Origin of the sequence: Leptolyngbya sp. UWPOB_LEPTO1, assembly GCF_017302695.1 — a bacterium.
GTDB lineage: Bacteria > Cyanobacteriota > Cyanobacteriia > Leptolyngbyales > Leptolyngbyaceae > Leptolyngbya > Leptolyngbya boryana.
On the sequence record NZ_JAFLCJ010000026.1, the window covers coordinates 16,222 to 38,379 of the forward strand.

The 22,158-nt window shown below is 45.2% G+C and carries 17 protein-coding genes; 10 read left to right on the forward strand and 7 right to left on the reverse strand.

Translation table 11 applies throughout. The annotated features are described in order from the left end of the window. Positions 1–63 precede the first annotated feature (63 nt). The gene (gene ggt / locus J0L70_RS26950) at positions 64–1,755 is read left to right on the forward strand and encodes a gamma-glutamyltransferase (protein ID WP_287456538.1); all 1,692 of its coding nucleotides are present in this window, start codon (positions 64–66) and stop codon (positions 1,753–1,755) included. Positions 1,756–1,759: 4 nt separating this feature from the next. Here the strand turns inward: ggt and J0L70_RS26955 are convergent, their stop codons facing one another. The 4 genes from J0L70_RS26955 to trxA all read right to left on the reverse strand — a co-directional run bounded on the left by J0L70_RS26955 (position 1,760) and on the right by trxA (position 5,582). After that, on the reverse strand, positions 1,760–2,929 hold the full coding sequence (locus J0L70_RS26955) for an MFS transporter (protein WP_287456539.1): 1,170 nt from the start codon (positions 2,927–2,929) through the stop codon (positions 1,760–1,762). 4 nt (positions 2,930–2,933) lie between these two features. Next, positions 2,934–3,797, reverse strand: coding sequence for an SAM-dependent methyltransferase (locus tag J0L70_RS26960; RefSeq protein ID WP_287456540.1), 864 nt, complete (start codon positions 3,795–3,797; stop codon positions 2,934–2,936). Between the two features lie 190 nt (positions 3,798–3,987). Continuing rightward, positions 3,988–5,082: an LOG family protein gene (locus J0L70_RS26965; protein ID WP_017291453.1), complete on the reverse strand. Its 1,095-nt coding sequence runs from the start codon at positions 5,080–5,082 to the stop codon at positions 3,988–3,990. A gap of 176 nt (positions 5,083–5,258) precedes the next feature. Further along, entirely contained in the window at positions 5,259–5,582 is a 324-nt protein-coding gene (gene trxA, locus J0L70_RS26970; protein ID WP_017291454.1) for a thioredoxin, read from the reverse strand. Positions 5,583–5,851: 269 nt separating this feature from the next. Between trxA and thrC the strand changes: the two genes are divergently transcribed. From thrC to J0L70_RS26995, 5 genes are all read left to right on the forward strand, one after another. Continuing rightward, positions 5,852–6,964 (forward strand): threonine synthase, encoded by a 1,113-nt coding sequence (gene thrC, locus J0L70_RS26975; protein WP_502711034.1) that lies wholly within the window; start codon positions 5,852–5,854, stop codon positions 6,962–6,964. Between the two features lie 231 nt (positions 6,965–7,195). Then, positions 7,196–8,647, forward strand: a complete 1,452-nt coding sequence (locus J0L70_RS26980; protein ID WP_287456541.1) for a PAS domain-containing sensor histidine kinase — start codon at positions 7,196–7,198, stop codon at positions 8,645–8,647. Then, positions 8,634–8,780 (forward strand): hypothetical protein, encoded by a 147-nt coding sequence (locus J0L70_RS32035; RefSeq protein ID WP_316429055.1) that lies wholly within the window; start codon positions 8,634–8,636, stop codon positions 8,778–8,780. Before J0L70_RS26980 ends, J0L70_RS32035 begins: the two co-directional genes overlap by 14 nt. Before the next feature lie 212 nt (positions 8,781–8,992). Continuing rightward, on the forward strand, positions 8,993–10,027 hold the full coding sequence (locus J0L70_RS26990) for a Rieske 2Fe-2S domain-containing protein (RefSeq protein WP_287456542.1): 1,035 nt from the start codon (positions 8,993–8,995) through the stop codon (positions 10,025–10,027). A 376-nt stretch (positions 10,028–10,403) separates the two neighbouring features. Next, on the forward strand, positions 10,404–14,360 hold the full coding sequence (locus J0L70_RS26995) for an NACHT domain-containing protein (protein ID WP_287456543.1): 3,957 nt from the start codon (positions 10,404–10,406) through the stop codon (positions 14,358–14,360). 441 nt (positions 14,361–14,801) lie between these two features. Here the strand turns inward: J0L70_RS26995 and J0L70_RS27000 are convergent, their stop codons facing one another. Continuing rightward, a complete protein-coding gene (locus J0L70_RS27000) occupies positions 14,802–15,359 on the reverse strand; it encodes an RNA 2'-phosphotransferase (RefSeq protein ID WP_287456544.1) in 558 nt (185 codons plus the stop codon). Between the two features lie 98 nt (positions 15,360–15,457). On the opposite strand from J0L70_RS27000, the gene leuS reads away from it, so the two are divergent. From leuS to J0L70_RS27020, 4 genes are all read left to right on the forward strand, one after another. Next, entirely contained in the window at positions 15,458–18,025 is a 2,568-nt protein-coding gene (gene leuS / locus J0L70_RS27005; RefSeq protein ID WP_287456545.1) for a leucine--tRNA ligase, read from the forward strand. Positions 18,026–18,112: 87 nt separating this feature from the next. Next, positions 18,113–19,138, forward strand: a complete 1,026-nt coding sequence (locus tag J0L70_RS27010) for an agmatinase family protein (RefSeq protein ID WP_287456546.1) — start codon at positions 18,113–18,115, stop codon at positions 19,136–19,138. A 216-nt stretch (positions 19,139–19,354) separates the two neighbouring features. Next, positions 19,355–19,693 carry a type II toxin-antitoxin system RelE/ParE family toxin gene (locus J0L70_RS27015; protein WP_287456547.1) on the forward strand — a complete coding sequence of 113 codons (339 nt, stop codon included), beginning with the start codon at positions 19,355–19,357 and terminating at the stop codon, positions 19,691–19,693. A gap of 2 nt (positions 19,694–19,695) precedes the next feature. Next, complete coding sequence (locus J0L70_RS27020) at positions 19,696–20,007, forward strand: helix-turn-helix domain-containing protein (RefSeq protein WP_017291467.1); 312 nt, start codon at positions 19,696–19,698, stop codon at positions 20,005–20,007. 144 nt (positions 20,008–20,151) lie between these two features. On the opposite strand, the gene J0L70_RS27025 is transcribed toward J0L70_RS27020, so the two are convergent. Both J0L70_RS27025 and J0L70_RS27030 read right to left on the reverse strand, forming a co-directional pair. Beyond that, positions 20,152–20,343: an addiction module protein gene (locus J0L70_RS27025; RefSeq protein ID WP_287456548.1), complete on the reverse strand. Its 192-nt coding sequence runs from the start codon at positions 20,341–20,343 to the stop codon at positions 20,152–20,154. Positions 20,344–20,380: 37 nt separating this feature from the next. Beyond that, positions 20,381–21,997, reverse strand: coding sequence for a B12-binding domain-containing radical SAM protein (locus J0L70_RS27030; RefSeq protein ID WP_287456549.1), 1,617 nt, complete (start codon positions 21,995–21,997; stop codon positions 20,381–20,383). Positions 21,998–22,158 lie beyond the last annotated feature (161 nt).

Here is a 22,158-nt window from a genome sequence, read left to right on the forward strand (position 1 = left end):
TTTGAGAGTGCAGATGCTCTTGATCGCATTATGATAATGAATGCTTCTAGTGTGGCATTGCTCATGAAAGTTCGTAGCCTCGTTGCAGTTAGTCTTGTTGTTGTCATTGATGCGTCGCTGGTCAAAGCGCAAACTATTTATCTCGATCGCGCTCAACAGGGCATGGTGACATCGGCGCACCCTATCGCCAGCGAGATTGGTTTGAGCATTCTCAAACAGGGAGGAAATGCGATCGATGCTGCGGTTGCTACGACCTTAGCGATTTCGGTTGCAGAGCCGTTCTCTGCTGGCATCGGTGGTGGGGGCTTTCTGATGTTTTACCAAGCGCAGAAAAATGAAACGAAAGCCCTGGATTTTCGAGAACGTGCGCCTCTGAAAGCAACTCAAAACATGTATTTAGATGCTCAGGGCAAAGTTCGCCCGAACAGTAGCATTAATGGTTACTTAGCAGTCGCTACACCTGGAACAATTGCAGGACTCTACGAAGCGCATCGGCAATATGGAAAATTACCTTGGAAGACGGTTGTTGCTCCGTCTGTGAACTTGGCTCAATCTGGTTTTCCGGTGAGTCATCGGTTTACGGAAGCAACCACATCACGGAAGTTTCAAAATGCCGAGGCTCAGAAGATTTTTACCCATCAGGGCAAGCCTTATCAGCCGGGTGAGATTTTCAAGCAACCTGATTTAGCAGCAACTCTAAGCACGATCGCAGTTGATCCGAATAGCTTCTATCAAGGTAAAATTGCCAATGCGATCGTCAATGATATGCGAGTCAACAAGGGGCTAATTACTCTCGAAGACCTCAAACAATATCGTCCGATCTGGCGTACTCCCGTATGTGGAGATTTTCGCCAAGCGCGGGTCTGCTCCATGCCGCCGCCTTCATCGGGTGGAGTGCATTTAATTCAGATGCTCAATTTGGTGAGTGATACGGATCTTAAAACAATGGGTTGGCGCAATCCAGATTCGTTGCATCTTCTGGCTGAATCGATGCGAATCGCTTACGCCGATCGTGCAACTTATCTTGGCGATCCTGACTTTGTGAAAGTTCCGGTATCTGCCTTGATCAGCCCTGCTTACGCGAAACTTCGGCGTTCAGAAATTAATCCCAAAAAAGCTGCTCCTTCGGTGAAACCAGGCGATCCAGCAGTCTTACAAAAGCTTTCAAAAGAATCGACGGAAACGAGCCATCTCACAGTGGTCGATCGCGATCGCAATGCAGTCAGTCTTACTTTTACAATCAATCTGGGTTTTGGGGCGGGAATTGTTGCGAAAGGAACTGGAATTGTTTTGAACAATGAGATGGATGATTTTGCGATCGCGCCGAATACTCCGAATGCGTTTGGTTTAGTCGGGGGGCAAGCGAATGCGATCGCGCCTCGCAAAACGCCGCTTTCGAGCATGACTCCCACAATCATTACTGAAAATGGAAAGCTCCGAATGGCAGTAGGCGCACCAGGCGGAAGCACGATTATTACAACAGTGCTGCAAAGTATTCTGAATGTGTTGGTTTACGAGATGGATGTCCGCCAAGCGATCGCCGCACCTCGAATTCATCATCAATGGCAACCGGATCGATTAAATGTAGAACAACGGGGACTTGATCCCTTGACGATTTCAGACTTACAGCGTCGAGGACATCAAATTTATCAGCGTGGAAATTGGGGCAATGCGAATGCGATCGTCGTTCGTCCAGATGGCGGGTTAGAAGGTGCGGCTGACCCACGCGGCGAAGGCACTGCTGCTGGATACTAAAGAGCTAAAACTGGTTGATCCAGTGATGCAGAACAATCATGAAAACTGCTAATCCAACGATTACCATTGGAATAATTCCTAAACCAGTTTGATTGGCAAGCCAGCCGAGTAAGGTTGGAATGGTTGCTGCTCCTAAACTTGCCGTACTCGTCATCAACCCGATCGCAGAGGGAACTAATGCAGCTTCCACGCGCTGCGGAACGAGCCAGATCACAGTCGGAAAAATTGCCGCCAAAGCAAATCCCATCACAAACAAACTCCAAAGCTGCGTTGGAAAAAGCCACCAAACCCCCGCACTGAACAATAACAATCCGAGTGAATAAATAATCGTGCGGATTGCTCCAAACCAGCGAACCATCTGACCCATCGAAAATCGACCGAGTGTTAAACCTGCCCAATAGCCGCTGACGCTATAGCCTGCAAGCCAAGTTACAGTACCCCGATCGACCGTTTGCACTGTATATGACCAATTCCCGATCGAGGCTTCTGTTCCCACATAAACAGCGAGAAGCAGTGCCGAAAGTACGATCGTCGGAGTCCGAAAAATCATGCGAAGATTCGATCGAGCCGATGCAGTCGCTTCAATTCTCTGAGTTAAAGGGCGATAGTGATGCACAATTGCCCAAATCATTCCAACAATGACAAGCCCGGCAAAGCTCGCAAACACCAAATAGACATAGCGCCAATTAACTTGTGCTTCCAGGAGCGTTGTCGCGATCGCGGGTCCTAATAAAGCACCAATTCCATAGAACGCATGGAGAAAACCCATCTGATTCGCATTTTGCTGATTGCTCGCGATGAACGTATTCATACCAGCATCAATTAGCCCAATTCCGAGTCCTAAAAGCGTGCCCGATGCGACCATCATGCTCCAATGAGTCGTTGAAGCATAAATGGAAAGCGCACTGGTCAGAGAAATGGCTGCCAGTAGAATCATGCGAGCTAAACCGAGATGGCTCACCAATGCGCCACTATTCAATGCAGCGATCACATAGCCTGTAATTTGGCTGAGAAACAAAAAAGTGATACTTGCCGGATTGAGTTGAAATGTTTTCAAAATCGAAGGCAGTAGAACGCCCAATCCACCTTCTGCAATTCCGATCGCGATAAACGAGTAGAATGCTAAAACAATCCCAATCCAGCTAGCATCAGTGCGGCGCTTTGAGAAGACCATACGATTAACTTCGCTGTCCGTTCAGTGTGAAGGTCTGAGTTGAAGTCCCATCTAACACTTCAGCAGTTCCCTTTAACGTGTTCTGAACGACTTGAGCATTGATGCGAACCTGAATGTCTTGACCCTTAAATTTTTGCCGATGTTCGAGTGTGAAACGATCTCCTACAAGTTTGATCTGAGGCAGGCTAATTGTTGTTCCCGCAATTTCCCCGGTAGCACTCGCATTTTGAAAGGTTTGTTTCATCTGCAATGTATAAGGGATAGATTGTCCGGAAGCACTAGAGAGTGTGCCTGTCCAAGTTCCTTCCACAGGTGCGGGAATGATCCAAAGATAAGCCGATCGATTGTTAACTAGCACTCGTTTATCCGGTGTCCAATCTCCCATTGCAAACGCATGAGAAACAACACGGCTGCCTGGTTTGAGGTCACTTAATAGCTTCGGTCGCAGTTGTAAATTGATCTTGGGCAACAGATACAAGGTGACGACTGAGGCTTCACTAAAATTAGTTTGAAAGAGGTCTTGCTGAATAAATTGAACACGATCGCTTACGCCTGCTTCTCTTGCATTTGCATTACTGCGATTGACTAATCCTGGATTAATCTCAACTCCGACTCCTCGTTTTGCGCCGAATTTCTGAGCCGCAGTAATCACTAATCTGCCATCGCCTGAACCTAAGTCATAAACGATGTCCTCTCGCCCAACATTGGCTAATTCCAACATTCCCATCACAACTTCTTCCGGCGTTGGAACATAAGGAACAGCCGGATTGATCAGCTCTGAGCTAGGTTGAGCCTGTGTAATAGTCGGTTGAATAGTAACGACTGACAGTGCAATCAGGACTCCGAGAAACTTGAGCGATCGACGCATGAATTCTTTCCTCACAGTAACCTCTGGAGATCTAACGGATTCAGACGTGCTGGATCATCTATCGGAGAGAGGAGTTGTGTGTGGAGGAGTTGTGTGGGTCTCGTAGTTAGTCGAGGTGGGGAGTGGGGAGTGGGGGGAAGACTAGAAATAATTTTTGCTCCCACTCTCCCTACTCCCCACTCCCTACCCATCACTTACGCTCTGGATGCGCCGACACCTCCGGCGGTGGATTGCCTAGGAAATTCACGGCTGCAATCAATTGATAGAGTCGCCCTAAATCTCGTTGATTAAAATTCAAAATTAATCGGGGTAAGCCATAACTCTCATCTTGGGCTTCTTGTGGCAATGGCTTCGTCTTCTCGATTCTGCCCGTCACTAAAATGTCCCGAAAGCGATCGTTCAACTCATCAACTGCTGCATCACTCAATTCTGTCTTCAAGCGCAGCACTAGCTGGCTGCCGACATAACGGCTAGAGTGATACACCTGATAGAAACTCGAAATCGCGTTACAAGCTACATCGAGATCATCAGTAATGGTATACAGGCTCGGATCATCGGCACTGATCAACCCCCGTTTCATCAACTGTTTGTGAATGTACTCTGACCAGTCGTGCCAATAATGTCCACCCGGTTTGTCAATCAGCACCAATGGCACCGGAGCCGATTTGCCCGTCTGCGTCAGAGTCAAACATTCAAACGCTTCATCCTGCGTGCCAAACCCACCTGGAAACAACGCTAACGCATCACTTTCTTTCAAGAAAAAGACCTTGCGCGTGAAGAAATACTTGAACGGAATTAATTTGGGATCGCCTTGAATAAAATGATTCGCGCCCTGCTCAAACGGCAATTGAATATTCAAGCCAAATGACTTGTCCATGCCAGCCCCTTCGTTTCCGGCTGCCATAATGCCGCCGCCAGCACCCGTGATCACCATGTACCCTTGCTGAGTCACGCATTTCGCAAACTCTTTCGCCTGCTCATACTCTTCCGTTCCAGGCTTAATCCGCGCTGACCCAAAGATCGAAACTTTTCGGATATGCCGATATGGATAAAAGGTGGTAAACGCCCGCTCCATGTCCTGAAGCGACGCATTCAGAATTTTCCAATCTAAGCGATCGATTTCGTCCTGAGAAATTCGGGCAATCAGACCCAGGGCTTGAGCAATCAGCGCACCATGTTGCATCTCGGGCAAATGATCCAGAAGCTCGTTGAGCGTCGATCGTAAAGACTGGACATTCAGCATCGATCGAGAAGGTTGAGGCAAATCCGAAGGGTTAGCAGTCATGTAGATTTTCCTTACAGGGGCATTCTATTTTAGCGAGACAGGGCGCACTGGGAATGCCCGTATCGACACTGAAAAACGCCCTAGCACTCAAGTCTAGGGCGTTATCAGCACTGTGACAAATGAATTTAACAAATGAGACGAATCCAGGCGAATCAAGAAACTTGTCGAAACTGGTCTTAGAGGTGTTTGTCTAAAGTGTTCGATAAGGTGGTCTTGGGAACAGCACCAACGACCATATCAACCCGCTGACCGCCTTTGAAAATCATCAGCGTCGGAATACTACGAATTCCAAATCTGCTGGCAACACCTGGGTTCTCATCGGTATTAAGTTTAACGACTTTGACCTTGCCTTCGTATTGCGCTGCAATCTCATCGACAACAGGCGCAACCATGCGGCAGGGACCGCACCAAGGAGCCCAAAAATCTACGAGAACTGGGACTTCACTCTGAAGCACTTCCTGGTCAAACGACGAATCTGTAACTTGTGCGGTTGCTGACATTACCTGAAAATCCTTGCCTTTGTTTCATTTGACGAAATTCTACCATAGCAAAACGGTCAGGAGTTATTCACATTGCAGACATAAATAGATACATAAAATTAGATACAAAAGTTTTGGATAAGGTTGAATTTTGTAGCGGAATGAAGTGAGGTGGACGGGAGTTTGGAGGGCAGAGAGGGCAGCGTAACGAAATGTCCTTGACGATCGCTGCTTTGAGATGAACCAAACGCAGTAAACTGAAAATCTAATCGTGATTCATTTTGACTCCTGTGACTTTACGCTTGTCTCTCGCAAACCCCGCTCAGAACGAAGAATTGCCCAGAGTACAGCCTTGGCGCGGCTTGATTCATGGCTATCGTCGCTATTTGCCCGTGACAGATCAAACGCCCGTGATCACGCTGCACGAAGGGAATACGCCATTGATCCCGGTTCCTGCGATCGCGCGGGAGATTGGTCGGCAGGTGCAGGTGTTTGTGAAATACGACGGTCTGAATCCGACGGGCAGCTTTAAGGATCGTGGCATGACGATGGCGATCTCGAAAGCGAAGGAAGCAGGCGCGGAAGCGGTCATTTGTGCGAGTACAGGTAATACCTCAGCAGCGGCGGCGGCTTATGCGCGGCGTGGCGGTATGCGAGCGTTTGTGCTGATTCCGGATGGCTATGTGGCGTTGGGTAAGTTGGCGCAAGCGTTGCTGTATGGGGCAGAAGTGCTGGCGATTAAAGGGAATTTCGATCGCGCATTAGAAATTGTGCGCGAGATGTCTCAGAATTATCCGGTAACGCTGGTGAATTCGGTGAATCCCTATCGCTTAGAAGGGCAGAAAACTGCGGCGTTTGAAGTTGTTGATGTGTTGGGCGATGCGCCGGATTGGTTATGTATTCCTGTGGGGAATGCAGGCAATATTAGTGCGTACTGGATGGGATTTAACCAGTATCACCAGGAAGGTCGATCGTCGAAATTGCCCAAAATGATGGGATTCCAGGCGGCGGGATCGGCTCCATTAGTTACAGGTGAGCCATTTAAACATCCAGAAACCTTGGCAACGGCGATTCGGATTGGGAATCCAGCAAATTGGCATAAAGCGATCGCGGTTCGAGATTCCAGCCAGGGCAGTTTTAATGCGGTGACGGATGAAGAAATTCTCCATGCTTATCGGATGTTGGCATCGCAGGAAGGAATTTTCTGTGAGCCTGCGAGTGCGGCTTCGGTCGCTGGATTGCTGAAGGTGAAGGATCAAGTGCCGGAAGGCGCGACTGTGGTTTGTGTCTTGACAGGCAACGGCTTGAAAGATCCAGATTCGGCGATTAAGTTCAGCGAGAATAACTTTAAGCAGGGGATTGAACCCGGTTTGGAGGAAGTTGCGAAGGCAATGGGATTTTAATCACTTGATTCAATCTGTTTAACCAAGTTCTGCTTGAGAGAAGGTTTAAAGGGCGTAGAGAGCCTTGAAAACCTTCTCTTTATTTTTGCTGAATCAAGTTCATCTAGTGCTGACTTAATTGAATGACGATCGAACCTCCCAATATTGTTCACTCCGTCCAATAATCAAGTTAGATAGCCATTCTAGCTAGGGAATTCTAGATTCAAGGGTCTATTCCTATCTGGAGACTAGATGATGGACAAAGCAGGTGTACCAGCTATTGCCCAAAATGAGGCAGTTGCTTATTTAGAACAGGAACTTACTCAAGCTCGCGCAGAGATTGAAACCCTGAAGCAAGCTCAAGCTCAGGAAAAACAACAGCGCGAACAGATCGAGCTTGATTTGAGAGCCTCTCAGCAGATGCTGCAACTTGTGATGGATACATTGCCTGAAGCGATTTTCTGGAAAGATCGAAAGTCAGTGTACTTGGGGTGTAACCAAAATTTTGCAGATGATGCTGGGCTGAATTCTCCTGAAGAGATTATCGGCAAAACAGATTTTGACCTGCCTTGGAAAAGGGAAGAAACAGAGTTTTATCGAGAATGCGATCGTCGGGTCATGCTATCAGGTAAAGCTGAGTTGGGCATTACTGAACCTCAGTTTAATAGTGAAGGTAAGCAGACGTGGCTGGAAACGAATAAAGCTCCTCTACATGATGGTCATGGTCGAATCATCGGGATTCTGGGCACCTACCAAGACATTACAGAGCGCAAGCAGGCTGAAATTGCTTTACAAGAATTGAATCAAAAACTGGAGTTGCAGACGATTGAACTCACAGCAGCCCTAGAGCAATTGCAACAATCCCAACTGCAACTCATCCAGCGGGAAAAAATGTCGGCTTTGGGCAATTTGATCGCAGGTATCGCTCATGAAATCAATAATCCTGTTGGGTTCCTGTCAGGGAATCTACAACCTGCTAAAGAGTATGTGAAGGAATTATTTGAGTTACTCGATTTATACCAGGAAGCAATTCCCCATCCAGGTCAAGCGATCAAAGGGAAAATTGACATTATCGATTTAGACTATCTACGAGAAGACTTGCCAAAACTCTTGCAATCCATGCAAGAGGGTATCAAACGAATTGCTAGCATTAGCATCAGCCTCAGAACTTTCTCTCGGTCTGATACAGAACATCAAGTTCCTTTTCAATTGCACGAAGGGCTGGAGAGTACATTACTCATTCTCAAACATCGCTTAAAGGCAAATGACCAGCGTCCAGCGATTCAGATTACCCAGAACTATGGGGAAATACCTCCCATTCTCTGCTTTCCAGGACAACTCAATCAGGTTTTCATGAACTTGCTAGCCAACGCGATCGATGCTCTGGATGACTCCAATCAAGGGAAAGGTTTTTTAGAAATCCAGGAACAGCCAAACCGCATCACAATTACAACGCAGCTATCGGCTGATCAGCAATCGGCAATCATCAAGATTCAAGATAATGGAATTGGGATGTCGCAGGATATCAAGCATAAGGTTTTTGATAACCTGTTCACGACGAAAGGCGTGGGTAAAGGGACGGGTTTAGGATTAGCGATCGTGCGACAAATCATCGTTGAGAAACATGGTGGAAAGATTGAGTTTGACTCCGAACTCGGACAAGGCACAGAGTTTGTCATTGAGATTCCTGTTGCGATGGTCTAACATCTTCCCTGCGATTCACGAAGTCAAGTTATCTCCAGAAACCTTGGCAACTGCGATTCGGATTGGGAATCTGGTGAATTGGCATAAAGCGATCGCGGTTCGAGACTCCAGCCAAGGCAGTTTTAATGCGTGACGGATGAAGAAATTCTCCATGCTTATCGGATGTTGGCATCGCAGGAAAGAATTTTCTGTGAGCCTGGGAGTGCTTGCGAAGGCAATGGGATTTTAATGTCCTGAGAAGCTCGCTCAATCGATCTAAATGGAGTTTCGTAGTACAAGACACAACGCGATTGGGTGTGCTTGCTACGATTCCATTTAGATAGTTTGAACTTCAGGATGGGGCGAATGGTCAGCACGATTCGATCGACTGTTTATCCGAAAGATTGCACCTTTGCACCTTCGGATTGGGATGCGTTGGCTCCATTTTGGTATCCGATCGCATTTAGTCGAGAGGTCACGGATCAGCCGATTGCTGCAAAGCTTTTAGATCAAAGGTTGGTGGTATGGCGAACCTCAGCAGGCGTTTCAGTTGCAAATGATATTTGCTTGCATCGCGGCATTCCGCTCAGTATGGGCTTTGTGGAAGGCGATCATTTAATCTGCAAATATCATGGGTTTCATTATTCAACAGACGGGCGCTGTGTTTTGGTTCCAGCCGATCCAAATGCTTCAATTCCTGCAAAACTTTGTTTGAAGACTTATCCGGCGATCGAGGCTTACGGTTTAGTCTGGACTTCGCTGGGTGGGGGCGATCATCCCCTGCCTGATTTTCACGAGTGGGACGATTCGGATTATCAGCAAATTTTACCTGAAGCGGTTGATCTTAATGCTGCGGCTGGACGGCAGATGGAAGGATTTCTGGATGTGGCTCACTTTGCTTGGGTACATCAGAAATCGTTTGGCGATCGCAGTAATCCGATTGTGCCGCACTATGAAGTGACAAAAACGCCAACGGGATTACGGGCTGAGTATTTGAGCAATGTCAGCAATTTTCCTAAAGCGATGCAAGATCGCGCCCCGGCAGATTTTCAGTGGATGCGAATTTTTGAAGTCTTTTTACCTTTTACGGCGCGGTTGACGGTGCTATTTCCGAATGAAGGACGGCTTTGTATTTTGAATGCTGCGTCTCCCGTTTCAGCCCGAAAAACTCGCATCTTTTGCCCGATTTGCCGGAACTTCGATAAAGAGATGTCTCTTGAACCGGTGTACGAATTTAACTATCAAGTCTTCGCAGAAGATCAAGAAGTGGTCGAAGCTCAATATCCTGAAGATTTGCCCCTTGAACTGAGGGCTGAATCTCATATTCGGGCGGATCAAACGTCGATCGCATATCGCAAAGGATTAAGTGCGCTCGGTCTTGGTGCAACGTATACGGCTTGATTGCCGTTTTATCTGGCTGAGGTGAATGACGATCGAACTGAGGTGAATGACGATTTAGATTATCGATGAGCGTGTTAGCGTATCGTCGAATGACTTGAAGGGAAAGGGATATCGCTCTCACTTAACCTCGGATACTAAAAACTTGCTGAAGGAATAGAAACTGGCTTCAGCAGCAAGGCTAGTATACGGACGAAGCTCTATACAATCTGCTGAGGCTGTCGGTTAGGTCGTCTGAGTCGTCTTTGAAGACAATCTGTTGGATGTATCTCTTAGGGGCAACTTGTCAAACCTATTCTTTGAATCAGTAGGTAAGGGAATCAAAACCTTTGGAGGAGGTTATCCTTGAGAAAGAGTTATGCCCTCATCGCTGCTTAGCATGTCGAAAAAAGATTATAAGTGGAAACGGTTTTGGTGCCCTCGATTGGGTAGCATAAATCTGACTGATGGTGGTTATTTGTATGATCCAGATGCAGAATGGGGCAAGGCATGTAATCCAGATGTGGTTAGTTTAGAGGCAATCGTTGATGTTCCATGTCTGGTTTTATTAGGAGAACCAGGTATCGGTAAATCTCAGGAACTAGAGAATCTCAAAGCTCTTACAAAAAAGAAAAGTTGCGATTCCAGGAAAGTCTTAGATCTTAATCTACGTTCCTGTAATAACTTAAAGGAGGATCTGTTTAAAGATGAAATCCTTACCGATTGGTTAGGAGATAGTTATCGTCTCTATTTGTTCCTAGATAGTCTTGATGAAGGGCTGTTGAGCATCCCATCTCTGGCAGCAGGCTTAATTGATGAGCTTAAGAAACCAAAATATCAGAATCATATCAAGCGTCTTCATCTCCGTTTAGCATGTCGAACGTTTGTATTCCCAGAAATTTTAGAAGAAGGGCTGAAAGATCTTTGGAAAGAAGCTAACTTTGCAATTTATGAACTAGCCCCGCTTCGCCGTATAGACGTTATCGAAGCCGCGAAAGCTGAGGGTTTTTCTGCTGATGATTTCCTCAAGGAAATCGATCAGAAGGATGTTATACCGCTGGCAATTAAACCAATTACTCTAAAGTTTCTGTTAAATACATACCGCCGCCATAACGGTCAATTCTCTCCAGAACAGAAACTCCATGAACTTTATCTTGAGGGATGTAAGCTTCTCTGTGAGGAAGCGAATGAAAGTCGTCATGCTTCAGACCGCTCAGGCAAATTTGATAGTGAGCAACGTCTAGTTGTTGCAGCTCGAATTGCCGCTGTTATAACATTTGCCAACCGATTTGCTATATGGACTGGTGTTGATCAGGGAAATGTACCCGCTGAAGATATTCTTCTTCAAAAGTTATGTTTCAGTAGCGAAAAAGCAAATGGAGGGCAATTTGAGATTACTAAGAAAGCAATTAAAGAAGTTTTAGATACTGGTTTGTTCTCATCCCGTGGATTACATCGAATGGGATGGGCACACCAAACCTATGCTGAATTTCTAGCTGCTTGGTATTTGACACAACGCGAAATACCGCTAGAGCAGATAACGAAATTAATCTTTTCATCCGAAGATCTAGATCATAAGCTAGTCCCTCAGCTTCATGAAACGGCTGCATGGCTAGCCAGCATGAGACCAGATGTTCTTCAAGAAATCATTAAAACTGATCCGGACGTTCTTTTGCAGGGTGATGTGCCGACCGATGCAGGGGTTAGAGTGTCACTTGTAAATAGCTTACTAACACAGTATGAAGAAGGGAAACTATTTGATAGAGGTGGAAATAACTATCGTCACTACGCAAAGCTCAAGCATCCTGGATTAGTTGAGCAATTATGTACCTATATCTGTAATTCCAGTAACCAAGTTGATGCACGAGATTTAGCGATCGACATTGCTGAAGTTTGCGAAGTCTCTGAGCTTCAGTATGAGTTAGCCGAACTCGCTCTTGACTCAACACAATCAATTTATTTGAGAGTGAGCGCAGCAAAAGCTATTTGTTTTATTGGCGATGCAGATACAAGATCAAAACTGAAGCCTTTGGCTATTGAGCAACTTCCGGAAGATGAAGACGATCGACTTAAAGGATATGCTTTGAGAGCCATCTGGTCAGATCATTTGACTGCAACAGAGCTTTTCAGTTCTCTGACTCGCCCCAAGAAAAGGAATCTAATTGGTTCATACCATATCTTTACTGAATATGAACTTGTCCCAAAACTTCAGCCAAATGATTTAGTTCTTGCACTTGATTGGCTGGTGAAGCAAGGTATCAGATGTTTTGGACATCCGTTTGAGAATTTGGGGAATAAAATCCTTTTGAAAGCATGGGAATATTTTGATCTGCCTAGAGTAACAGAAGGTTTCATCAAGGTAGCTCTAGTTCAGTGGGAAAAACATCAGAAAATTATTACTGATGATAGTAAGTTAGAACAGCAATTTACGGCATCACTTTTGCATGACAGCGAAAAGCGACGTAAGCTAATTAAGCAAACAGTTCTAATAATCTCAGAAATAGAAGGAAATCTACTTTCTTGGCTTAGTGCTCTGGCTAGAAGTATTGTAATACCAGAAGATATCGTATGGATGCTTGGTTGTATTGAAAAAGCTGATTCTGAACAAGAGCAAAAAATCTGGGCAGCTTTAATCAGGAGAATCTTTCGATATCCAGAATTAATGGCTAAGGAAGCAAAAGTGATTCTTGAAGTTAGTCAAATAAGCGCAATTCTATATAATGAGTTTTCATGCTGGACTAAGGCAATAGATTTAGATTCAGCGGAAGCTGTTAGGATTTATACGGCTTATCTACAGGAGCAAGTATGGCAAAGTTATGATCAACAGGATAATTTACCTGTAGAGCTACCGCCTAAGGAAAGAGTGCTTCAATGCTTGAATAAGTTAGAAGCTGGAGATTTATCTACATGGTGGCAGCTTAGCATGACAATGACTTTGAAGCCTGAGAGCCATCGCTATGATCATGAATTTGAATTAGATCTCACTCAGCTTCCTGGATGGCAAGAGGCAGACGAAGCTACTCGAAGAAGAATCATTGAAGGTGCAAAGAAGTATGTTCAGCAACAAGATGATATAGACTATGGCTCGATAGGAACGAACACTTTCAAACGACTTGCTCTAGAAAGCTGTAAAGCTTTACAGCTAATTTTGAAAGAAAACTCTGATTTCTTTCAAAATCTTCCATCTGAAATATGGCAAAGATGGGCACCTGTCATTGTTGCTGCTCCAAGCAGTAATCATCATGAAGATTCCTACTTGGAACTAGTTAAATACGCTTATCTAAATGCTCCTAAAGAATTTATTAAGACCCTGATAGTACTGATTAATAAAGAGAATCAGGAACATGGCTACCTATTTGTGATCGATCGCCTTGATAAGTGTTGGGATAAGAATTTAAAGTTGACTTTGTTAGAAAAAGCTAAAGATTCATCACTCAAATCCAAATGTATTGGGCAACTGCTTGAAGAACTCCTAAAGCAAGGATTAATTGAAGCTGGAGAATTTGCCAAATCTTTGATTACCTTTCCACTACCATCAGCTGAGAATGAACGTGAAAAAGCTCTGATTGCTGCTAGAGTGCTGGTTGAAAATTCAGATCCATCTAGTTGGTCATTCATCTGGACACTCATTCAGCGAGATTTATCGTTTGGACGGGAAGTTCTTGAATTAGTTGCTTATCGTTACTCACAGGGCATTCAACTAAATTTAACTGAAGCACAATTAGCTGAATTATATATTTGGCTAGTGCATGAATATCCTTACGATGAAGATCCTGATCACGGTAATGAGATAATGGCTTACTCTGTAACAGCTAGAGACGGCATCGCAAGTATAAGGGATAGCGTTCTATCACAACTAAAAGAACGAGGAACCCTAGAAGCATGTGCTGAAATGCAACGTATTATCCAAGAATTGCCAAATATCACCTGGCTTGGCAAAACTCTAATTGATACTCAAGCAAGTATGCGCCGTAAAACTTGGCAATCCCTGACACCAGAAGAGTTTCTTCAGTTTGTAATTAGTCAAGAACCCTCAAACTCAGATTTGTCCAATCAGCTTAACGCAATAAATCAGAGAACAAAGAAAATGGAAGATGAACCTAAAGTTGATAAGAGCATTCATATTACAGGATCTGAGATTAGTGGAATTGTCAATACAGGCGACGGGAGCATTAATCCTTCTAACTCTAAGAAAGAATTCGATTGGAAATTTTGGCTTTCAATAGCTGTAACTGTTGCAGTGGCAATAATTTCTATAGCCGCTAGTGGAGTATTTAACGAAGAAATCAAGAAATTCTTGTTTCATCAAAACGAGTCTCCTAAGACTGAGCAAAATCTAGAGAAAAAGACAAATTAAAGAGGTTACATTATGCAAGCCACAATAGACCTTCCGTCTGATGTTGAGTAAGATCTGCTCCGTCAAGCAGAGCAATCTAATGTTCCATTGCACACCTTGATCCTGCAAGCCTTACGTCAGATAATTCAACTACCATCTGTTTTAACTTCTTAGTGGTCGGAGCCTATCTTGTTCTACAAAGGAAGCCTTGATTTTCCAGCGTTTGAGTCCTACCAGGGTGAACTCCACGAGAGTTTGATGGGATTCCTGGTTTACAGACCGAAAATTGGTGACAATCCTAGATAAGCGGTCAATGTTTATCGCATACACACTGTATGGCAGCGGGCGGACAAAAGCTGCTCGTGTGGATTTTAAGGTTGCCTGCCGCCGCTGCACCCCACTGTTAATTGCGGAGAAAAGTATCTGCGGTCAACTTTTCTCCAATCTCATCTCGATATCAAGTTATCGATCGAGACAAAGCCTACTCAAAAATTCAGGCGGAACTCGATCGACTAACCAAACCCCATTTTCTGAACGATAAAACGTAAAGCCAGCTTGCTGCATCGCGATCGTATTAACACTCAAAACGACAGGATGACCGTGCCGCATTCCGACTTTGTTCGCAGTCTCGATCGATTCCGACAAATGCACATGATGACGATTCATCTTGAGCAAGCCAGATTGCAGAATTGATTCGATTGAAGATTCTGCTGTGCCGTGATAAAGGATATCCGGCGGGATTCGGGGTTCTAATTTCAAATCTACGATCGTGCTATGTCCCTGATTTGCCCGAATTCGAGTTCGAGTTTCATCAAACGCGAAACGCTGTTTATCGCACAGTGCAACAACCTGAGCCAGTTCAGCGCGAGTGATCGAAAACCGAGCCGCAGCACAAGCGTTGAGTAACGTTTCAACTTCGACCCAACCTCCCGGAGCCAGCGTAATTCCAAGACGCTCCGGCGTATGTCGCAAATGTTTACTCAAATATTTACTGATTTTGACTCGTCTTGTCGTATCCATATAATACAGAATATACTACAACTATTCTAGCTACAGACGGGATCTCGTCAACTAGAATAAGTAGGCACAAGGTTTTAACATTGCTAGGAGACGCATTCGTGGAGTCCCGTTACACCCCCGCCGAAATTGAGGAAAAGTGGCAAAAAGTCTGGTCAGAGACGAATCTAGATCAGACCCCAGAACAGAGCGACAAGCCGAAATTCTACGCTCTGTCGATGTTTCCTTACCCATCCGGCAATCTTCACATGGGGCATGTGCGCGTCTATACGATCGTCGATGTAATCGCCCGTTTGAAACGGATGCAGGGCTATCGCGTCTTGAATCCGATGGGATGGGATGCCTTTGGATTGCCTGCGGAAAATGCAGCGATCGAGCGAAATGTCGCACCCGCAAATTGGACGTATCAGAACATTGATCAGATGCGTGACCAGTTGAAGCAATTAGGCATTTCTTTCGATTGGTCAAAAGAATTAGCAACCTGCTCGCCGGATTATTATCGCTGGACACAGTGGATTTTCTTGGAATTCTTCAAGGCAGGCTTGGCTTATCAGAAAGAAGCAACGGTGAATTGGGATCCGATCGACCAAACCGTTTTGGCGAATGAGCAGGTCGATGCGGATGGAAGATCTTGGCGATCGGGTGCGAAAGTCGAGCGGAAATTGTTGCGGCAGTGGTTCTTGAAAATCACCGACTATGCCGAACAATTGTTAGTTGATCTGGACAAGTTGAAAGGCTGGCCCGATCGCGTGAAGTTGATGCAGGCAAACTGGATCGGCAAGTCTACTGGCGCACAAGTTACTTTCACAACGGAAGCAGGCGACGAGATTGTAGTATTTACGACTCGCCCGGATACCTTGTGGGGTGCTTCTTTCATGGTCTTGTCTCCTGAGCATCCGTTAGTTGAGAAATTAACGACTCCAGAGCAATCAAAAGCAATTAAGCAATATCAGGAAGCTGCTGCTGCAAAAAGTGATTTAGATCGAACGGCTGAAGGTCAAGAAAAGACTGGTGTTTGGACGGGAAGCTATGCGATCAATCCAGTCAATGATCAGAAGATTCCGATTTGGATTGCAGACTATGTGCTGATGGACTATGGAACAGGGGCAATTATGGCAGTTCCAGCCCATGACCAGCGCGATTTTGAGTTTGCGAAAAAGTTCAATTTGCCGATTCATGTGGTCGTACAACCTGCTGATCAAACTTTGGATAGTTCAACCATGACTGAAGCCTATCCAGGCGAAGGTGTAATGGTGAATTCAGGTGAGCTAAATGGTGTACCCGCAGGTAAAGGTAAAGGTCAGAGTGTCGAAAAAGCGATCGCGTTTTTAGAAGCTCACCAAAAAGGTAAAGGCACATCGAACTATCGGTTAAGAGATTGGTTGATCTCGCGTCAAAGATACTGGGGCGCACCGATTCCGATTATTCACTGTCCAAACTGTGGAGCCGTTCCGGTTCCCGATGCGGATCTGCCTGTGAAATTGCCTGAAGATGTGGAATTTTCCGGTAAAGGTGGATCGCCTCTGACTCAGATCGAATCCTGGTTAAATGTTCCTTGTCCTAGCTGTGGCACTCCTGCGAAGCGGGAAACGGACACGATGGATACCTTTATCGATTCATCGTGGTATTTCTTGCGCTATCCCGATGCGAACAATGATCAAGCTGTATTTGACAAAGCGATTACCAATGATTGGATGCCCGTTGATCAATATGTAGGCGGGATTGAACATGCGATCTTACACTTGTTGTATTCGCGGTTCTTTACGAAAGTGCTGCGCGATCGCGGATTACTCAACTTTGATGAGCCGTTTGAGCGGTTACTGACGCAAGGCATGGTTCAAGGCAGAACCTACAAGAATCCGACCACTGGAAAGTATGTAATCCCGGCGGATATCAAAGATCCGACGAATCCAGTTGATCCGATTACGGGAGAGAAACTAGAAATTGTTTTCGAGAAAATGTCGAAGTCGAAGCACAACGGCGTTGCTCCGGGCGATGTCGTGAACAAGTATGGAGCTGATACAGCTCGGATGTTTATCTTGTTCAAAGCTCCCCCTGAGAAAGATTTGGAGTGGGAAGATGCAGACGTTGAGGGACAATATCGATTCCTCAATCGTGTCTGGAGATTGGTAGCAGACTCGAAGCTAAATCAAAAACCTGCTAGAGATTTATCTAAAGCAGAGAAAGATTTACGTCGATCGATTCACACTGCAATCAAAGAAATCACCGAAGATTTGCAAGGTGAGTATCAATTCAATACGGCTGTTTCTGAATTGATGAAATTGAGCAATGCCTTAAGCGATTGTGCTCAAAAAGATTCTCCAGTTTATGCAGAAGGAATTGACGCTTTATTGCGCTTGTTAGCTCCTTTTGCACCTCATATGGCTGAAGAGTTATGGCGATCGATTGGTCATTCTGATTCGATTCACACTCAATCTTTCCCGATCGTTGATCCGGGTGCTTTAGTTGCCGATGAGAAAACGATCGTGATTCAAATCTTAGGCAAAACGCGCGGAACAATCGAAGCCGCAACTGCGATCGCAGACGACAAAGCTGCTTTAGAACAATTCGCCCGTGATTCTGAGATTGCAAAACGCTATATCGAAGGCAAGGAGATTAAAAAAGTGATCGTCGTACCTGGGAAGTTAGTCAACTTCGTTGTTGCGTAATTTAGAGTTGAGCCGCTTAGTTAGGAGCGGCTCAACTGCTTCTAGAATTGCAAACTTTTGGTCAAACTCTACAAGCCTCTGAGAACTATGTCGAATCTAGAAAACTACAATCCGAGCGGTGTTGGTGTTACTGGTCGGCTGTTTGGATTGCCGTTTGACTATGATTCGGCAAATCTGATCATCTTAGGTGTGCCTTGGGAAGTAACCGTCTCTTACAGTGCAGGGACAGCGAGAGGAGTTGAAGCAACTTTGAATGCTTCCTCTCAGCTCGATCTATTTGACTTCGATAATCCTGATGGTTGGAAGCAAGGTATTTTCATGCCTGAAATTCCCCAGCATATCTTAGAGAAGAGTGATGCATTAAGACCCCAAGCAGCACGAATTATCGATCGCTTAGAGTCTGGTGAAAAGCTAGATGCAGAACTGACTGAACTACTAGCAACCATTAACCAAGAATGTGAGTCCACCAATCAATGGCTCTTTGAAGAAGCAGGCAAAGCTTTGAGTCAAGGTAAAAGAGTCGGATTGATCGGTGGGGATCATAGTGTGCCACTAGGATATTTGAGAGCGATCGCACAACATTACCCCTCTTTTGGCATTCTCCACATTGATGCTCATGCTGACTTACGAGAAGCTTACGAAGGCTTTGAGTTTTCCCATGCGTCGATTATGTACAACGTGCTGAAACTGCCACAAATGACTAAACTTGTGCAAGTTGGCATTCGGGATGTCTGTATTGATGAAGTGGAATTGATTCAGAAAAGCGATCGTATTTCAACTTACTTCGATCCCATGCTGAAACAGAAAGAATATGCAGGAATTCCCTGGCTAGAGACTTGCAAGCAGATTGTCTCAGAACTCCCGCAGGATGTTTATATCAGTGTCGATGTCGATGGGTTCGACCCGAAGCTTTGCCCAGAAACGGGCACACCTGTACCCGGAGGTTTGGAGCTAGAGCAAGCATTTTGTCTGTTCCGTGAAGTCGTGAACAGTGGGCGAAAAGTCATTGGATTTGATGTTGTGGAAATTGGAAATGCAGAATGGGATGGAAATGTAGCTGCCCGAATTGTTTATAAGCTGTGTAATTTTCTGGATTTGTCTTGGAAGAATTAGATCCTTGACGAATGCTTACACATCACGGATTCAAACGCGGCAGTTTAAGGATTGATTTGTGCAAGCGAGGTCGCTGCACAAAAGCAGTGGATGATTCGTCGAAAGCGACTTATTCAACAACCCAATATTCTAAGTAAAATTAGAAGTACGATCTCTTGATCAAATTGGATAGGGAGTGGTTGCGCCAAAATATATCAGATATGATATAAATCAGGCATGGATCATGATAAACCTCTAGTATGGTTACGAGGTGAGATTAAAACTCCACCTTTCAGCCAAGAAGCTCGTCTCGAAGCAGGTTTCTTACTCAGACGCTTGCAGCAAGGCGAAAACATCGAACTTCCTCACTCGCGACCGATGCATAGTATTGGGTCACGTTGCCACGAATTAAGAATTCGGGACATTGATAAAAGCTGGAGAATCATCTATCGCATGGATGAAGATGCAATCCTCATCATAGAGGTGTTCAACAAAACGACACGAACAACACCCGACCAGATCATTGAGAATTGTCAGAAACGGTTAAGTAAATATGACACAGATATTCAGGAGTAGACATGGATCAAGAGAAGCAAAAGCGTCTAGAGGCAAAGGGTTGGAAAGTTGGCACAGTTTCAGAATTTCTAGAACTGACGGCTGAAGAAACTGCTTTTGTCGAAATCAAACTCGCGCTTAGTCGAAGCTTGAAAGCACGACGACAGCAAGGAATGACACAAGCCGAATTAGCAGAAAAGATTCACTCCAGCCAGCCCCGAATTGCAAAAGCAGAAAATGGAGATGCTACCGTTTCGATCGAACTTTTGATTCGTGCAATGCTAGCAACAGGTGCAACCCCTCAAGACATTGGCAAAGTAATTGCCGAAGTTTGATGAAGTGAGCGAACTTCATCAATTACATTCAAAGGAAGCCTTATCGTGCTCCAACTCTCAGGCGATTCCCGAATCCGATAAACTGCATTTTCAACTGCATTGATAAAAGCTTGGGCAACTTCCGGGCATTGCCGTAATACTGAACTACCTCAGCATATTCTCAGTCTTGCCACTTCTCACTTCATCCCGCCGTCGCTTTGCCTCTGATGTCCAAGCCTTTTGAATCGCTGGATCGGTATCAAATTCCAAACTTTCTACCAATTTCTCAGCTAAAAGTGCCCTAGAAGCGCTAGGAAGTGACAACAGTTCTTCGGTAATTTGCTCGATCGATTTCATGAGTACCAGCCAACTGCCAGATTTTATCTTTAGCTTACTACTTCCCTCGAAGTTTTTGAGAATAAAAAGAAGCGGATTCGGCACCTTTTGTACATTCTTGAGTGAAATGAATCAAGTGATGAGCGACTAAGCCAATGTGAATCACTTGCTCGATTTTTGTCTTTTTCAAAGCAGGAGCTGCCATTTGCCAAAATGTCTCTCGATAGTTACTAAAAACTCCAACTCTGAGCAAGATTTTTGCAAGCATGGTTAGCCCTCGACGAATCTTATCTGGAGCAGTGCGTGCAGGACTATTCGGAACTTTGATCCGATTCGGATAAGTATGTTGGCATTGATAAGCAAATCGCTCGTACAAAAAGTTGGGTTCGTAAGCCGCACTAATACAGCGATTCCACATTGCAATGACTTCTTCATAGGGCATGAGAAAGTCAATATTCGATTCTCGTCCGACTTCTGACACAATGCGTCCTTCAGCTTGCAGACGATTCCAGAGCGGGGTTTTTGGCAAAGCGTAGAGCAGATTGATTGTCAGCATCGGGATCTGAGATCGCTTAATAAATTCCAAAATGCGATCGACCGTTTCTGGTGTATCTGTATCGAATCCTAAAATGATCCCTGAAACAACCTCCATGCCATATTGATTCAAAGTTTTGATTGCTTCTAGCATCGGCATACTCAGATTTTGCGTTTTAGAAATCGCGCGTAATGCCTCTGGTTCTGGGGTTTCAATGCCGCAGAAGACGGTGCAGAAATAAGCTTCACGCATCATTTCGAGGAGCTTTGGACTCTGTGCGAGATTCAGCGTTGCTTCACAAGCAAACTGAACCGGATAACCGTTTGATTTTTGCCATTCAATCAGGTGCGGCAGAAGTTCCGCAACGGCTCGACGATTGCCCACAAAATTATCATCGACAAAGTAAACGGCTCCAGGATTTCCAGCTTCTAGCATGGCATCTAGTTCTCGCAGCACTTGCTGCGGTGCTTTCAAGCGGGGATCGCGACCATAGAGGGCTGGAATGTCGCAGAATTCACATTGATAGGGGCAACCGCTTGAGTATTGGATATTGGCAAGAAAATATTGATTTAAGTTGAGCTTGTCATAGGCAGGTGTGGGAAATTCAGCAAGCGGTAAGCGATCGATAGTTTCAAACCGAAGTTGCTGAGTCGGGCGCTCATGATGACGATCGAGGTATTCGATCATGCGATCGCTCGCATCTCCTAATTCGCCGAGATGCAAGATATCAAAGTCAGGATAGTATTCTGGACAGCCTGAAACTGAGGGACCACCTAGCACAGTAATTTTTCCAGCTTGATGAGCAAGTGCATTAATGTGCTGAATTTGTGGGCGTTGGATATGCATTCCGCTGACAATCACAACATCTGCCCAACGATAATCAGCGCGGGAAGCAGGTCGAATGTTTTCATCAATAAAACGTGCATCCCATTCTGAAGGCAAATAGGCAGCAACAATTAAAAGTCCTTGGGGAGGCATGAAAGCCTTTACGCCTTTTAATCCAAAGGCGTGATGGAAGGTTCCAAAAGACCGACTGTACTTTGGAAAAATGCAGAGAATACGGCGATGGGTAGTCGGACGATACCGGGTATTTTGGGATTGAGGAGCAACAGCATTGGGTGACCCAAGCAGACCTGTCATTACAAATCTCTCCCGAACTTATTTCTGAGGTTGTTTGAATATTAGCAGGATCAAGTTAATGCTGGAATGTTGATTGGCGAATACAGCACTCGATTTTGCTTCAAGTTATCTTAGCTACAAACTGACTTACTGAAATCAGGAACGAAAGATGCGTTGCTAGA